At 36.8% G+C, this 16,162-nt stretch carries 17 protein-coding genes; 10 read left to right on the top strand and 7 right to left on the bottom strand.

The window, feature by feature from the left end; translation table 11 throughout:
• Window positions 1-40: 40 nt before the first annotated feature.
• Window positions 41-1,321 carry a hypothetical protein gene (locus A2290_01720; GenBank protein ID OGC15024.1) on the bottom strand — a complete coding sequence of 427 codons (1,281 nt, stop codon included), beginning with the start codon at window positions 1,319-1,321 and terminating at the stop codon, window positions 41-43.
• 275 nt (window positions 1,322-1,596) lie between these two features.
• On the opposite strand from A2290_01720, the gene A2290_01715 reads away from it, so the two are divergent.
• A complete protein-coding gene (locus A2290_01715; protein ID OGC15023.1) occupies window positions 1,597-2,616 on the top strand; it encodes a hypothetical protein in 1,020 nt (339 codons plus the stop codon).
• Between the two features lie 7 nt (window positions 2,617-2,623).
• Here A2290_01715 and A2290_01710 read toward each other — a convergent pair whose 3' ends face one another.
• The gene (locus A2290_01710; GenBank protein OGC15022.1) at window positions 2,624-3,541 is read right to left on the bottom strand and encodes a hypothetical protein; all 918 of its coding nucleotides are present in this window, start codon (window positions 3,539-3,541) and stop codon (window positions 2,624-2,626) included.
• 85 nt (window positions 3,542-3,626) lie between these two features.
• Between A2290_01710 and A2290_01705 the strand changes: the two genes are divergently transcribed.
• The 3 genes from A2290_01705 to A2290_01695 all read left to right on the top strand — a co-directional run bounded on the left by A2290_01705 (window position 3,627) and on the right by A2290_01695 (window position 6,763).
• Complete coding sequence (locus A2290_01705; GenBank protein OGC15021.1) at window positions 3,627-4,388, top strand: ribonuclease III; 762 nt, start codon at window positions 3,627-3,629, stop codon at window positions 4,386-4,388.
• Window positions 4,379-5,662, top strand: a complete 1,284-nt coding sequence (locus A2290_01700) for a dihydroorotase (protein OGC15020.1) — start codon at window positions 4,379-4,381, stop codon at window positions 5,660-5,662. The genes A2290_01705 and A2290_01700 overlap by 10 nt, the downstream gene beginning before the upstream one ends.
• Window positions 5,663-5,797: 135 nt before the next feature.
• Entirely contained in the window at window positions 5,798-6,763 is a 966-nt protein-coding gene (locus A2290_01695; protein OGC15019.1) for a hypothetical protein, read from the top strand.
• A gap of 181 nt (window positions 6,764-6,944) precedes the next feature.
• Here A2290_01695 and A2290_01690 read toward each other — a convergent pair whose 3' ends face one another.
• From A2290_01690 to A2290_01670, 5 genes are all read right to left on the bottom strand, one after another.
• Window positions 6,945-7,166, bottom strand: a complete 222-nt coding sequence (locus A2290_01690) for a hypothetical protein (GenBank protein OGC15018.1) — start codon at window positions 7,164-7,166, stop codon at window positions 6,945-6,947.
• 262 nt (window positions 7,167-7,428) lie between these two features.
• Entirely contained in the window at window positions 7,429-8,955 is a 1,527-nt protein-coding gene (locus A2290_01685) for a hypothetical protein (protein ID OGC15017.1), read from the bottom strand.
• Window positions 8,956-8,977: 22 nt separating this feature from the next.
• On the bottom strand, window positions 8,978-9,343 hold the full coding sequence (locus A2290_01680) for a YraN family protein (GenBank protein ID OGC15031.1): 366 nt from the start codon (window positions 9,341-9,343) through the stop codon (window positions 8,978-8,980).
• A gap of 197 nt (window positions 9,344-9,540) precedes the next feature.
• Window positions 9,541-10,155, bottom strand: coding sequence for a dethiobiotin synthase (locus A2290_01675; GenBank protein OGC15016.1), 615 nt, complete (start codon window positions 10,153-10,155; stop codon window positions 9,541-9,543).
• Window positions 10,156-10,360: 205 nt separating this feature from the next.
• Window positions 10,361-11,515 (bottom strand): 8-amino-7-oxononanoate synthase, encoded by a 1,155-nt coding sequence (locus tag A2290_01670; protein OGC15015.1) that lies wholly within the window; start codon window positions 11,513-11,515, stop codon window positions 10,361-10,363.
• Between the two features lie 88 nt (window positions 11,516-11,603).
• On the opposite strand from A2290_01670, the gene A2290_01665 reads away from it, so the two are divergent.
• From A2290_01665 to A2290_01640, 6 genes are all read left to right on the top strand, one after another.
• The gene (locus A2290_01665; GenBank protein OGC15014.1) at window positions 11,604-12,320 is read left to right on the top strand and encodes a UMP kinase; all 717 of its coding nucleotides are present in this window, start codon (window positions 11,604-11,606) and stop codon (window positions 12,318-12,320) included.
• A gap of 68 nt (window positions 12,321-12,388) precedes the next feature.
• Window positions 12,389-12,943, top strand: a complete 555-nt coding sequence (locus tag A2290_01660) for a ribosome recycling factor (GenBank protein ID OGC15013.1) — start codon at window positions 12,389-12,391, stop codon at window positions 12,941-12,943.
• Window positions 12,944-13,017: 74 nt separating this feature from the next.
• Window positions 13,018-13,746: a di-trans,poly-cis-decaprenylcistransferase gene (locus A2290_01655; protein ID OGC15012.1), complete on the top strand. Its 729-nt coding sequence runs from the start codon at window positions 13,018-13,020 to the stop codon at window positions 13,744-13,746.
• 76 nt (window positions 13,747-13,822) lie between these two features.
• Window positions 13,823-14,635: a hypothetical protein gene (locus A2290_01650; protein OGC15011.1), complete on the top strand. Its 813-nt coding sequence runs from the start codon at window positions 13,823-13,825 to the stop codon at window positions 14,633-14,635.
• Window positions 14,636-14,769: 134 nt separating this feature from the next.
• Window positions 14,770-15,387, top strand: a complete 618-nt coding sequence (locus tag A2290_01645; protein ID OGC15010.1) for a hypothetical protein — start codon at window positions 14,770-14,772, stop codon at window positions 15,385-15,387.
• Window positions 15,380-16,159 carry a hypothetical protein gene (locus A2290_01640; protein ID OGC15009.1) on the top strand — a complete coding sequence of 260 codons (780 nt, stop codon included), beginning with the start codon at window positions 15,380-15,382 and terminating at the stop codon, window positions 16,157-16,159. The genes A2290_01645 and A2290_01640 overlap by 8 nt, the downstream gene beginning before the upstream one ends.
• The last annotated feature ends 3 nt before the right edge of the window (window positions 16,160-16,162 follow it).

Raw genomic sequence — 16,162 nt, 5'->3', positions numbered from 1 at the left:
GCTTATTTCACCTGTAGAGACAACTATTTTCATCTATATTTTATATCCCAAGTTCTGGGAGATCAGGCAAAATCAAATCTTCTTCGATTTCATTCATTGCGGCTTTTTTGCTGATTCCCCGTTTACTGTCTCTGCTTAAAAATTCTATAATTTGGTTTATTTCATCCAGCGGACGCAACTTTTTTTTAAGTTCTTCCACTATATTTTCTGTTGGTTGTTTCTTTTCATAGATAATCTTAAATGCTTTTTTTATTTCTGCCTGGGCTTCCAAGGATATGCCTCTGCGCTGCATCCCTATTGAGTTAACCCCTCTTGCTTCCCCGGGGGACCCTACTACTAACATGAATGGGGGGATGTCTTGCCCGATTTTTGATTGTGCCCCGATCATTGCAAGCCGCCCGATCCTTACAAATTGATGGATTCCCGATAAGCCCGCAATAATCGCTTGGTCGCCGATCTCCGTATAACCAGCAAGCCCAACATATCCGCCAATAATTGCTTCATTTCCTACTTTGCAATTGTGCGGGATGTGGGCGTGAATCATTATATAGTTTTTATCTCCAATGATGGTCTTTCCTCCTTCTCCGACAGGAAGGTGTATTGTCACAAATTCCCTTATAGTGTTGCTGTCGCCAATAATGATCTCCCCTTTTTCCCCTTTATAGTGCAGGTCTTGAGGAGGAGTTCCGATAGAAGCACCTTTGTAAATATGATTATTCTTTCCAAGCTTTGTCCATTTGTTGATAACAACATGTTCTTCTATTATAGTATTTTCCCCAATTTCAACTTCAGGCCCAATTACGACAAATTTTCCGATTTGGCACCCTGTTGCTATTTTGGCGGATGGGTGAATAATCGCTGTTGGATGAACTTGCGCTCCAGAATTGCCTCCGCCTTGATCAACAAGAGAAAAAGTAAATTCACCTTCGCAGGCAAGCTCTCCGTCAACGGAAGCTTTGCCTTTCATTTTTCCGATCCCTCTTTTAAACCACATGACCTCGACTTCAAATTTCAACTGGTCTCCGGGGACAACGGGCTTTCTAAACCTTACTCTGTCAATTCCTGCGAAAAAGATGATTTTGCCTGCAGCGGAAGGGGCGCTTAATGCCATAACTGCTCCAACCTGGGCGATTGCTTCAACAATTAAAACTCCCGGCATTACAGGTTGGCCGGGAAAATGTCCCTGGAAAAAATATTCATTCATTGTGACATTTTTTATGGCGATTGCAGTTTTTCCATATTCCATTTCTAAAATTTTATCTACAAGAATAAATGGATATCTGTGGGGGATGGTTTTTAAAATTTCTTGAATGTCTAACATTATAGATCTCCTTTATATAAAAAGTATTTTAACCCCGATTATTCACCCCGATTCCCTAATCGGGGTGAATACCTAAGGATTTTCCCAACAGCCTACTAGAGTTCTGTTCGTCCATAAATAATCGGGGTTAAGATGATCATTTTCATATTACATAACAATTTTATAATTTTATCATAAAAATTATTTAAAAACAGTGAAATAATGAAAACCATTTTACGATATTAAACTATAGGAAAATCTTGAGCGAGTTGAATGGCCTGGAGGTAAATTAAATTATGACAAGTGTATCGTTTATTATTCATCCGACAGATTTAAAAAGAATGGGAGTTTTGGAAAATTACAACAGAAAAAAAGCGCCGTTACAATGGCATGGAGACAACTTAAAAGGATTACAAGCAAGGCTTGAAGGCATTGGCGTTGAAGTTTTAAAATCGTGGGAATCAAAGGGATCAAGATGTAACCGTGTCCAACATCTGGAAAATATTATTTCTGCGGATTATACTATTGCTTTTGCAAGTCCAGATCTTTTCTTTGATAATTTTTTGCCTCAATTTGGTAGCGGGACGTTATTTAATGATATACGAATGGAATTTTTAAACAAAGCTAACAATGGAAAAGCCCTTCTTGTTAATTATCGACCTTTTATTTGTGGCCCCTGGTTGTGGGTGGATAGAGTTCCCGTAATGTCTGGGGAGTCATCTCTCTCTTTGCAGAAGCAACCTCAAGCTATAAATGAGTGGGTAAATTTAGGGGCCATTATAATGTCTGGTGATTTTAGTAAAGATAGTAGCGGGGTTATATTGCCGACCATAAACAGTTTTTCCTCTGCTTGGCCGCGATCGATAAACGGAGCTGGAAAGAGTCTCTCTTTTATTGCGGCTAGTAATGACGAAGATAATATAAAGAAAAATCTATTTTTCAGGCAGATATGTAGAGCGTTTGAGTATTATAGTGTGGAGCTTCGTTTAAGCTGGGGAGTTGAGACTGGAAGTAACATATATGAACATTATGATTATGTAAATCGCGGAAATGCTTTTGTAGGCTTTTTGAGCTCAAGTTTTTTGGCTGATGAGCTTATTTCCAATCAATTTATGAGGGCTATTGTTGAAGCAGGGAATAGGGGAAAGTTGGTTTTGGCTGGACTTAATCCTACTATGGTAGAGTTTTCTCCTCTTAGTTCAATGTTGTCGGCAATAATACCGGAAGCCAGTGATTTGTCTCGCAGGAATGAAGCTGAGTCTCTCCCTGTTTGGCAAAATATTTTAATAAAAGTGATGGAAAAACTTGGGAGCTAAATTATCATTATTCTTTTTTCGTTTTAAGCTCTTCATCTAACATCTTTATTTTTTGTTTGATGTAGGGTTCAAGCCCCTCCATTTCATGTAATTGCTGAAGAATTTTGCAGGCCTTGTCTATCGGGCTTATTTCTGCCAAAGCAACTCTTGCTTGAGCTGCCAGATCTTGATAGGAGGTATTAGTTTTTATTATTTCTTCTAAAAGTTGTGAGGTCTTTCTTAAATCATGCCCTCTTCCTCTTCTGCGAATTAATTGAGCTTTAATTAATTTAACTTTTATTGCAAAATAATCGTCCGGCCTGTTAATTAGTCCCCTTTCTGCTTTTTCACATAAAATTACGGCCTGAGAGATTTTTTTGGGAAAGTGATAGAGGATTAATTCTGCTTTTCCTATATGGGCCCTGGCCCTGAAATACCAGTTTGCTTTTCTGCTTTTTATCAGTTTTTCATGAAGCTTCATCGCCTTTTCATGGTCTTTTTCTTTTTTGTTGTCGCGAACCAAACGTAGATCTGCTTCTATTATATAAGTCTTTGCCATAAAAAAGTCAGATATGTCTGATTTTAAGTTTTTTCTTGCCGTCTCACAAAGTTGCAATGCCATGGAAATATTTTCAGGCCTGATTCCTGGCGTTAGAAGTTCTGCCTTTCCTATTTGTGCGCGCGCCCGTAAATAGGGAGACCCGTAATTTTTTAAGATCTCTTCATAAATTGCCGCCGCTCTTTCGTAATCTCCGGGAGAGCCTCTTCCGACTAAGGCATCTGCAAGGCGAAACTTTATTTCGCCTATATCTGCCCTAAAAGGAAATTGCTTGATAAGTTCGCTGTCGTTTTTTATAAGAACATTTAATTGTCCTCTTTTTGACGGCGCTGGAAAATCTTCTTCTATTCCAAGAGAAAATGCTGTGATTGGTGAAAGTTCCCCCATTTTCGCTCCTTTTTTCTGCTTGTGTTTTTGTAATAGTATTAATTACAATCTATTGATCTTCCATTGTAGATGATATATAATATAAATGTCAATGCAACGCGATAAAGAGCTCTCCGACTTAGAAAGTAAAATTCGGGTAGCTTTTCTCAATAAACAGTTACTAAATCAGTCTCTTACGCATTCCTCTTTTGCTAATGAAGCCAACGTTTTAGATAATGAAAGATTGGAATTTCTTGGCGATGCTGTTATAAAACTTGTTATTTCAGAATATATCTACAATCGTTTTCCATCAAGACCTGAAGGAGATTTAACCAAAATTAGAGCTACGGTGATTTCAGATGAAACGTTGGCGCGGGTAGCAAACAGAATAAAACTGGGTGAATATCTTTTGCTTTCTGAAAATGAAAAAAGGAATGAAGGACAAAAAAAACGTTCTAACGTTGCAAATGCCTTTGAGGCTCTTGTTGGCGCGATATATCTTGATGCCGGATTGGGAAAAATTAGAGATTTTTTAATAGATTTTTTAAAAAGTGAAATAGACAAAGTTAGCAGCGCAGGATATATAAAAGATTATAAATCCGCGTTGCAGGAATTTGTTCAAAAAAAGAAATGGATGCTCCCCCAATATAAAGTTTTAAGAGAGATTGGGCCAAAACATAAAAAAGAGTTTATCATAGGGGTTAGAATAAAAGGCAAGATTATGGGGGAGGGACAGGGGCTTAACAAAAAAGAGGCGGAGCAGAAGGCAGCAGAAGAGGCTTTAAAGACCCTGCAATCCGAAGATAAAAAAAAACGCGGACCAATCAAAGGTCTTTTTTATAAAGTAAAAAAATCAATATGGTTATAGTAATTTGCAACGGCAAGGTAATAACCCCCTCATCAAAAAAGGGAGAAAATACTGATATTTTAATTGAAGACGGCATTGTAAAATCTATCGGCAAAAACCTAAAAATTCCTAAAGATGCCGAAATTATTGATGCTTCAGGGTTACTGGTTTCCCCCGGGTTTGTGGATCTTCATTGTCATTTGCGTGATCCGGGAGATCCGGAAGAGGAGACTATTGCTTCCGGAACAAACTCCGCAGCAAAAGGGGGCTTTACTTCTATTTCTTGTATGGCAAACACAAATCCTCCAATTGATTCTCCCTCCATGGTTAAATATGTTGTTTCAGAGGCAAAAAGCTCAGGAGTTGTTAATGTTTTTCCGATTGGGGCTGTTACGGTGGGACTTGAAGGGAAAAAACTTGCTCAGATGGGGCGAATGTTAGGGGAGGGGGCCGTTGCTTTTTCAGATGATGGGAGACCGATTGCAGATTCAAAAATTATGAGACTTGCGCTTGAATATGCGAAAGCGTTTGATGTTAAAATCATTTCTCATCCGGAAAATCTGGAATTGTCCGTGGGGGGACAGATGAATGAAGGGGCTATGTCTACAATTCTAGGGCTTAGAGGAATTCCCAGGCAGGCCGAAGAAATTATGGTAGAAAGAGATATTTCTCTGGCTGCTGAATTTGGATCTGTGCATATTACGCATGTGTCGACCGCTTCTTCTGTAAAGCTTATTCGGGAAGCAAAGTCAAAGGGGATTCCTGTGACTGCTGATACCTGCCCGCATTATTTTTCTTTAACTGAAAAAGAAGTTGATGGGTTTAATACTTTTGCGAAAGTAAATCCTCCTCTTAGAGGAGAAAATGACAGGAGAGAGATAGTTTTAGGATTAAAGGACGGGACGATTGATGCAATAGCTACCGATCATGCTCCTCATAGGGAAGAGAAAAAAAACGTTGAATTTGGGCTTGCTGCTAAAGGGATGGTTGGGTTTGAAACTGCATTTCCTCTTGCTCTTACGTTTTTATCGGAAGAGATCCCACTAAATGAAATAATAGGTAAGATGACTATAAATCCTGCTAAAATTTTGGGAATTCCAAAAGGTGAAATTAAGGTTGGAGTAGATGCCGATATTGTTATTGTTGATCCTAATGCTGAATATGAGGTTGACATCAAAAGTTTTGCTTCAAAATCTAAAAATTCGCCCTTTAACGGAATGAAAGTTAAAGGTAGGATTGTTTATACAATTGTTGGCGGTAAAATAGTTGTCAGAGACAAAAAACTTCTTTTTTAAATACGACTAATTTCTGACCTTTTTGATTAAACTTCATCACCCCCAACTCCATCAATTTGACCCCTATTATCATAGTCGGGGTTCATAATCGGGTTGAAATGTTTTTGTGGCATGAAAATTGCTTGATTTTTTAGAGTGAGAAAAAAGGTTGAGAAGATAATACTAAATGCCATAGAAAGAGGCGCGTCTGATATTCATATTGAACCTCGCGAGGAATTTACCAAGATCAGGGTCAGGACAGACGGATTGATTGCTGATCAGGAGACTTTTCCCAAGGATGAGCATCCCGCTATTGTTGCAAGTACAAAAGTGATGGTTGGCTTAGATATAGCCGAAAGCCGAATTCCTCAAGATGGCAGATATAAAATAAAGTTTGATAAAGATTATGTCGATTTTCGCATTTCCACGTTGCCTACAATTCATGGAGAGAAAGTTGTAATTAGAATTTTACAAAGGGATAAAACAAAATTTGACTTATTAAGGCTTGGGTTTAACCCTGAAGATCTTGATTTGTACAGAAAGATGATTAATAAAAAAAGCGGAATGGTTTTGGTGACAGGGCCCACGGGGTCAGGGAAAACAACAACTTTGTATGCAACACTTAAAGAATTAAACAGCAAAGAAAACAATATTGTAACTATTGAAGATCCGGTTGAATACCAGCTGCCTGGCATTAATCAGGTCCAAGTTAATTATAAAACAGGATTTGATTTTTCTAAAATTTTAAGGGCTGTGTTAAGGCAAGATCCGGATATAATTCTTGTTGGAGAGATTAGAGATTTTGAAACTGCAAAAGTTGCGGTTCAGGCTGCGTTAACGGGTCATATGGTTTTGGGGACGTTGCATACAAGGGATGCGAGCAGCGCGTTTACAAGACTTGTAGATTTGGGTATTGAAGAATATCTAGTTAAGGATGTGCTTGTAGGGATTATTGCTCAACGCCTGTTAAGAGTCAAACCTTCTGGTCGGCGTGCTATTTTTGAAATTGCTACCGATTGTTCAGGTGTTAATAGAAGAAGATTGAAAGATGAGGCTTTAAGGTTATTAGCGGAAGGAATAACAACAAAAGAGGAGATATTTAGAGTGATCGATATTGATTGAACCCTGATTATTCACCCAGATTAGGAAATCGGGGTTCATACCTGGGAAAATTTCCAACCCTCTGCTAGAATTCTGTTCGTCTATGAATAATCTGGGTGAATCAGTCTTTTCCCAGATTCTTTACAGTAGAATCAATAATTGATAGAACTCTTGAATTTCTTTAGGCATAAGTAATCGAGGTTCATTTATTTAAAAAGACCGAAGCCAAGCTACGCGCCATTATTATTATTTTTTCAAAAAGCCTTGGAATTGCCGTTTCAATTGTAATGGCTTTGCACTTATGGCATTTAATGCAAAGTTTAAATTGTATTTGATGTGGTCTGCATATTTTGTCTTTATAGAAGATGCACTTTAGTAGCTCATTAGTGGCATTGAGCTTTTTATATTTTTCATTTATTTTCATTGATGATATTTCTTCTGGCACGGGGACATTTTAACTCTAAAGCTTATTAACTACAAGGTCAAGTTTTTATAGAATGGGACTGTTGCATAATGGTCATTCCCGTGTGGCTCCCCGCTTTCGCGGGGATGACAAATTACAAAAACTGTCATTATGCAACAGTCCCAGAATGTAAGTGTTGCCAAAAAACTGAAAAGGTACAAGTTTTTGTATTGTAGCGGCAACATGATAATGTCCGATGACACAAAATCGAATCAATCCCAGTCTATTCTTTTAATTTTAATGTTCTAAACTGCATGGCTTCTGCGATGTGTTCTGTTTTTATATCAGTTGATCCTTCTAAATCTGCAATAGTTCTTGCTAATTTAATTATTCTATCATAGCCTCTTCCGCTTATTTTCAGATGGGTAATAGCCGATTTTAAAAAATTGCCGACTTCTTCTTTTAAATCACAAAAAACTTTCATGTATTTTGGATTTAAATTTGAATTTAGCCTGAATGATAAATCTTTAAACCTTTTTTCTTGAATGTTTCTCGCTTTACATACCCGTTCTTTTATTTGGGCGGACGTTTCGCATTGAGGGAGAGAAGTTAATTCATCTTTTTTTAATCTTGGAACTTCTATGTGGATATCTATTCTGTCTAAGAGCGGTCCTGATATTTTGCTCCAGTATTTTTGGACTTTATTTGGAGGACACAAACATTGTTGTAGCGTATCCATGTAATTGCCACAAGGGCAGGGGTTCATTGCCGCGATAAGCATAAAGTTTGCGGGATATGTAACAGAGCCAAGCGCCCTTGAAACTGTAACTTTATTATCTTCTAATGGTTCTCTTAGAACTTCTATTACTTCTCTGTTAAATTCAGGAAGTTCATCTAAAAATAAAACGCCAAAATGGGCAAGAGAGACTTCTCCCGGCCTTGGAATTCTCCCTCCTCCTATTATTCCGATATTTGATGTTGTGTGATGTGGGGTTCTAAATGGGCGTTTTGTTATAAGAATCCTTTTTTTATTAATTAGTCCTGTTACAGAATAAATTTTTGTCACTTCAAGGGCTTCATCAGAAGATAAAAATGGCATAATGGTCGGAATCCTTTTTGCCAGCATTGTTTTTCCTGACCCAGGAGGCCCTATCATCAGGATGTTATGTCCCCCGGCGGCTGCTATCTCTAATGCTCTTTTTGCATGAGTTTGCCCTTTTATTTCGGAGAAATCGACATCAAATTCCTGGTCGTTTTTAAATAAATTAGAAACATCTACAATATGAGGCTCAATTTCTTTTTCTTTGTTTAAAAATTCGACAGTCTCTTTTAAGGAAGTGACAGAAATTACTACAAGGTTTTCTACTAATGCAGCTTCGTCGGCATTCTCTTTTGATACAACAACATTTTTTACTCCTTTTTTATAGAGAGAATGACAAATGGGGAGTATTCCTGATACCCCTTTTACATCTCCGTTTAAAGAGAGCTCTCCTATAAAAACGGATTCTTTTAATCTCTCTTTTGATACTTGATTTGAAGCGCAGAGGATTCCTACTGCCATAGGAAGGTCGTATAAAGAGCCCTCTTTTCTGGTATCGCCCGGAGCTAAATTAATAGTAAAGTAATAAGGAGGGAATTCAAACCCGGAGTTTATAATGGCACATCTTACCCTATCTCTGCTTTCGCGTACCGCTGCATCTGGAAGTCCCACGATGCTTTGGCCCGGAAGTCCTTTGCTTGCGTCGATTTCTACTCTTATTATTTCTCCTTCAAGCCCATATAAAGCCGCACTTTTTAATTTTACCAGCACAACTCTTCACCCTCTTTTTTATTTATATCCCGAAAGAGTTTTTAATATGATCTATAATTATCTCCCCTGATATATGACGATAAATCGCCACTACATCAAACCGGCATAGTGTGTTGTAAAGCTTTTTCTTATATATATATAATTTTGCTGCATGAATGATTGACTCTTTCTTGCTTTTTCTTATTGCATAAATTGGGGTAAAGAAACTTTTATGCGAGTAGTTTTTTACTTCAACAAAGACTAAAAAATCTTGGTCTTTTGCGATAATATCAATTTCACCTTGGCGTGATCTGAAATTTCGTTCTATAATGCGGAATTCTTTTTGTTGCAGGAAATTGCATGCTCTTTCTTCGCCATCTTTTCCTAAATTATAACTTTCTTGTCCCATATGGAAAATAGTAGCAATTTTCATGCCAGAGTTTTCTTAAGAAAAATTGATTTAAACAGCGAACCCCGATTATTCATGGATGAACAGAATTCTAGTAGGTTGTTGAGAGAATCCTTAGGTATGAATAATCGGGGTGAAGGGATTAGAAATCAGTCTTTTGCAGACGGACTTTTCATAGATTATTCACCCCGATTATCCTAATCGGAGTGAATAACCTGGGTTAATTTGCCCATGACCGGCATATGGGATATTTCTTCAATTATATCTGCGTTTGTTTTTTCTGAAGTTTCTTTTTTTATAAATCCGTTCATGACGATTCCAGCGATTTTTACCTTTCGTTTTTTTAAAGCTTCAATAGTTAAAAGTGTGTGATTTATAGTCCCGAGCCCAGCCCTGGCGACAATCAAGACAGGAATATTAAAATCTTTTATTAAATCCGCGACGAAATAATCTTTTAGAATAGGGACCAAAACGCCTCCGATTCCTTCTACGATAACAATATCGTGGTGTTTTTTAAGTTTTTCAAAGGCCGTAAAAATCTTTTTGAGGTTAAGTCTCTTTTTTAATAGTTTTGCGGCAGCGTATGGGGCGAGAGGGAGTTTTAGATGTATCGGGTTTATTAATCTCAAAGGATCTTTTAAGTTGAGTGTTTTTTTGAGTAGTCTTGCGTCATCATCCTTCTTTGAACCTGTTGAAATCGGCTTCATTATGCCGACATCAAAGCCTTTAAGCATCAAATGTTTTGCCAATAGGATTGTTACATAGGTCTTTCCCACGCCGGTATCGGTTCCTGTTACAAAAAGAGAGGCCATAAAAAAAATTATAACACGCTTTTACGAATATTCTTAGGCCTTGCGTATCCTACTGTTTCTGTTTATAATTATTTTAATACAGAAGGAGGTGGGACTTATGGCAAACAAAGAACAGGGCGGACAAAAGAATGTTAAAAAAGTCGCAAAATTATCACTTAAAGAAAAGCGCGCATTAAAGAGAGAAAAAAAAGCTAACAAAGGCTAATTATCTACGGCAGATTTTTAAGAGATTCTCAAGATTTTTCAGCTCGTTTTTTGAATGACTTGCAGTAATTGTTATTCGCAGACGAGCTTTTCCTTTTGCAACTGTAGGATATCGTATTCCTGAAACAAATATCCCATCTTCAAAAAGTTTCCTTGATATTTTCATGGTCTTTTCTTCATTGCCGATTATGATGGGAATAATGGGGAATTGGATATCTGGGTTCATGCCATGGCATGAACCCACGCTAGTATTGAAAACTTTAATATTATCCCAAAGTTTTTCTCGAAGTGTAGGTTCCCCCTCAATTACGTAAAGCGCTGCAATAGATGCTGCGCAAATAGACGGAGGGAGGGCTGTCGAATATATAAAACTTCTTGTTTTATTTCTTAAGTAATTGATTAGCTCGGAACTTCCGGCAACAAAACCTCCCAAACTCCCCACCGCCTTTGACAGTGTCCCCATTACAATATCAATTTGTCCTTCAATTCCAAAAAGTTCTTCTACCCCGCGTCCATTCTCCCCTAAAACTCCAGTTGCATGGGCTTCATCAATCATTGTTATCGCATTGTATTTTTTGGCTAGTTTTATTATTTCAGGAAGGGGTGCAATATCGCCATCCATGCTGAAAACAGAATCAGTGACAATTAAACGTTTTTTATATTTATCTGATCTTATCAAAACTTTTTCCAGTGCATGCGTATTTTTATGAGGATAGACTTGTAAATGGGCTTTTGATAATTTGCATCCGTCAATTATTGAGGCGTGACTTAAACGATCAATTATCACGGTATCTTTTTCATTAAGAAGAGAGGAAATTACTCCTATATTTGCCATATAACCTGAAGGAAAGATGATGGCCTCTTCTCTTTTTTTAAATTTGGCAATTTTTTTTTCCAATTCTTCATGTATTATTGTATTTCCGGAAATTAATCTTGATGCTCCGGCGCCGACACCAAATCTCTTAATAATTTCGATTGTTTTTTCTTTGACTTTTGGATGATTGGATAAACCGAGGTAATCATTTGAGCAGAAACAGACAAGCTTTTTTCCTCCTATCCAGACTTTAGCCCCTTCTGTCTTTTCAATGGTTTTAAGCGTTCTATAAAGGCCCGATTGTTTGAGCGATTCCAGTTCTTGAGTTATAAATTCAAGCATAATAATAAATATAGACTACCTGTTATTATATGTCTATAGATGATTTGGATGTTGATGTTTGAATATTTGTTGATATAATTAATACCAAATGACATATAAACGAGTCCTTTTAAAGCTTTCCGGTGAGATTTTTGGCGGTCAATTTAAGCAGGGGATCGATCCTGAAGTTTTGGCTGCCATAGCAAAAGAGATAGAGAAGGTTAAACGCCATAAAATAGAGATAGCGATTGTTGTCGGAGGAGGCAATATATTTAGAGGGTTGACCGGCTCTAACGCGGGGATGGAACGGGCAACAGGCGACTACATGGGGATGCTTGCAACAGTCATTAACGCCCTTGCCCTTCAAGATGCGCTTGAAAGAATAAATGTTTATGCCCGTGTTATGACCGCAATTGAAATGCGTCAGGTTGCGGAGCCTTTTATTAGACGCAGAGCAATAAGGCATATGGAGAAGGGTAGGGTTGTAATTTTGGCGGCGGGGACTGGGAATCCTTATTTTTCTACAGATACCACTGCTTCGCTTAGAGCCGCCGAGCTTGATACTGATATTATAATCAAAGCTACGAAAGTTGACGGAGTTTATGATAAAGATCCTGTAAAACATAAAGAGGCAAAAAAATTTACCTCTTTAACATATATGGAAATATTAAATAAAGGGTTAAAAGTTATGGATTCAACCGCAGCCTCACTTTGTATGGACAATGATATTCCTATGATTGTTTTGGATCTGATGCATAAAGGAAATATCGAAAAGGCGGCATTGGGCAAAAAAGTCGGGACTTTTGTTAGTAAGCTTATCAGATAGATTATAATGCTTTATGTATAAAAAATAGGTTTTTGTTGCTTAGATTAGCTTAAAAGGAGGAGTTTAAAGTGCAAGATGCTATAAAAGATTCAGAAACCAAAATGAAAAAAGCAATAGAAGTTTTAAAAAAAACACTTGCTGGAGTTAGAACGGGGAGGGCCTCGCCAGCTTTAGTTGACGGGCTTACCGTTGAATATTATGGCTCATCAGTTCCCCTAAAACAGCTTGCGAACATCTCCGTTCCTGAACCGAGGCAAATTGCTATTCAGCCCTATGATAAAACTTCAGCACAAGCCATAGAAAAAGCCATTCTTACGTCTAAGTTAGGGATAACGCCTAAAGTTGAATCAGGAATGCTTCGTCTTTTCCTCCCTCAATTAACAGAGGAGAGGAGACGAGATCTTACTAAACTTATAAAAGATGAAGCAGAAAAAGAGAAGGTTTCAATTCGTAATATCAGGCGTGAAGGGATGGATTTTTTAAAAAAACAGAAGAGTGAAAAAGCTTTGGCTGAAGACAGCGCTAAAATTCAAGAAGAGCAGCTCCAGAAGCTTACAGATAAGTATATTGAAGAGATAGATAAACTTATCCTTGCGAAAGAAAAAGAAATTTTGGAAGTATAAATTGAATGAAAAATGACTAATGTGTTGTAGCCCTTCATTTTATTGGTCGTTGGATAATTCTTCATTTTTCATTTATGAAAAAAATACCTCAACATATAGCAATTATAATGGATGGAAATGGGCGATGGGCAAAGGCAAGGCGGCTTCCTCGAATTGCCGGGCATAAGGTTGGCGCAGATTCTTTAAAAGAGTGTGTGAAGACGTGTGCCGAGATAGGAGTTAAATATCTTACTGTCTACGCTTTTTCAACTGAGAATTGGTCGAGACCGAAAGATGAAGTCTCTTTTTTGATGGGTCTTTTGGCCGATACCATTGATCGTGAAGTTGACAACTTAAATAAAAACAATGTTTGTTTAAATTTTTTGGGAAGGCTCACCCAATTTTCCGATCAGCTGAAAAATAAGATGGCTTTTTCGATGGAAAAACTTTCAAAAAACACAGGCTTGAACTTAAATATTATGGTAAATTATGGAGGAAGAGCGGAAATAGTGGATGCGGTAAATGAAATATTCCTGGGAGAATGTGGCTTAGGAGAAAAGACAGAGAAAGAGAAAATTACTGAAGAAGATATTAGTCGGCACTTGTATACAAAAAATATTCCTGATCCTGACTTGTTAATCAGAACGGCATCTGAAATGAGGATCTCAAATTTTATGCTGTGGCAGATTGCTTATGCGGAAATTTATGTTACTGATGTTTATTGGCCTGATTTTAAAAGGGAGGAATTGCTTAAAGCCATCGAATCTTATAGCCAAAGGGAGAGACGCTTTGGTAAAATATCGGAGCAAATTCACCCCGATTAGGATAGTTAGGGTTTACGCAGGGAGTTTAAAAATTCTTTCTGGCATGAACAATCGGGGTTAATTAAATATTAAAATTATGTCGAGATCATTTTTAAGTCGTGTTTTAACTATGTTGGTTGGTATCCCAGTAATATGGGGATGTACTTATTTTGGAGGGTTTGCATTTTTACTCCTTGTTTTATTGTTGGCTCTTTTTTCTGTTAATGAGTTTTACAACCTGATGATGAAAAAAGAATACCATCCTGCTTATTTAGTTGGCAATATTATTACGATCTTTTTTATAGTTTTTTCATATTATGCTTTAAAGCGAAATTGGGAGCCTGCTCATTCTGCTATTTTAACTATTGCCGCGACCCTTGCTTTAATAAGCGGGGTTTTTCTTAAAAGAGAAAAAGATACAATCGTTGACGTTGCAGTTACCCTGCTCGGGATGATTTACATAGGTTGGTTTTTTAGTTATTTTATATTTATAAGAAGCTTGACAGATCATGGCGCTTACATATTTTTTTTGGTTCTTACTGTTTGGGCAATGGATATTATGGCGTATCTTATTGGCAAAAAGTTTGGCAGGCATAAGTTGGCGCCAGCTATTTCTCCTCAAAAAACATGGGAAGGGGCTGTGGCAGGTTTTATAACTTGTCTTGTTGCTGCTGAAATATTTTCTGGGTTTGCCGGGATTAGTGGAACACATGCCCTGATTCTTGGCATCTTAATTGGCGTTGTCGCGCAGCTTTCTGATCTTGTTGAATCGGTTATTAAAAGAGATTCTAAAGTCAAAGACTCAGGTCATATGCTTCCGGGACATGGAGGAATACTGGATCGCATGGACTCTTTTATTCTGACAGCTCCTATAATGTATTACTATGTTGTCTGGTTTATTTTAAGATAAATGCTTTACCGCCAATGACCCCCTTTGCTATATGGGACTGTTGCGAAATGTCACCTATTACAAGATTTTCAGCTTGACTTTGTTTGTTGTATTATATTATACTATTTCAGTTTATTATAAAAAAATATAAAAAAATGAAATACATAGATTTTGAATTGAAAATCAATTCTCCCATATTTACAAGACAAGAAATCAAACTCCTTTCTTTTCGAGTTTTTGATTGCCAGCTTTCTTCTTGGCAAAAGAATGGGTACATCGTAAAAATAAAAAACGGCGTTTATGCGTTTTCAAAAAGAATAGATGAAATTTCAGGGGAAGAAGTTGCTCAAAAAATCTATTCTCCAAGCTATTTAAGCTATGAAAAAGCTTTGTATTTTTATGGTTTTATCCCTGAAATGGTATATGCTTTTACTCTTGCGACTCCTAAAACAACTAGGACATTTGAAAATGAATTTGGCAAGTTTATTTATCACAATATAAAAAGAAGCCTATTTTTTGGTTATGTCTCGATGCAAGGGAAAAGCGAATCTTATCTTGTTGCAGAGCCAGAAAAAGCAATCCTTGATTTTTTGTATTTAAGAAAGAGTAGCATAAAAATCAAAGAGGATATTTCTTCTTTTAGATTTAACTTTAAAGAGATAAAAGAAAAGACAGATTTCACAAAATTTAAAAAATATTTGAAAAGCTTTAACAATAAGAAATTTGAGAAAACTGTAAAAATCTTTTTTGAAACAGGCAATATTAATGCTTAATCTTAATCAAATAGAAAAATATTTTGAAAAAAAGATAACGAGACTTAATTCCAAGGGGATTGTTGTTGAATATCTTCAATATGAGATATTAGATTCGCTTTTCAAGCAAAAAGGAAGCGAATATTTAAGTTTTATTGGGGGAACAGCTATAAGAATTATTTATGACAGCCAAAGATTTTCGGAAGATTTGGATTTTGATAACTTTGGTTTAACTTATAATAAATTTAAGGAAATCATGGTAAAGGTGTTGACTGAGCTTGAGCTAAAAGGCTTTTCTGTTGAGAAAAGATTTTTGTCAAAAAATAGAAATTATCATTGTTATATAAAATTCAAAGATATCCTTCAAGGCTTTGGCATTGCAAAAGACAAGAAAGAAAAAATATTTTTAAGTATTGATGTTGAAAAAAAAGAAAAAATAGTAAATCCAAAGCTTACGACAATTAACAAGTTTGGTGTTTATCGCAAAATTCTTGTAAACCCTCCTGATGTGCTTTTAGCTCAAAAGCTTTTAGCCGTTTTTTTTAGAAAAAGAGAGAAAGGGAGAGATTTTTATGATGTTTCTTTTCTTTCTGCCAAAACAAGACCTAATTATCCATACATTGAGGGAGTTACTGGGCTTAAAAAAGATGAGTTTATTGGTAGGATGAAAGAAAAATGTTCCAAGTTGGATTTTAAATATTTGGCAAATGATGTCGAACCTTTTCTTTTTGATGCGGAGCAGAAAGAGCGGGTTTTGGGGTTTGATGAAGAAATTAATACTATTTTGCTTTGAAGG

Source organism: candidate division WOR-1 bacterium RIFOXYB2_FULL_36_35 (assembly GCA_001771505.1).
Lineage (GTDB): Bacteria > Margulisbacteria > WOR-1 > XYC2-FULL-46-14 > XYC2-FULL-37-10 > XYB2-FULL-36-35.
This window is presented reverse-complemented; position numbering and strand designations above follow the sequence as displayed.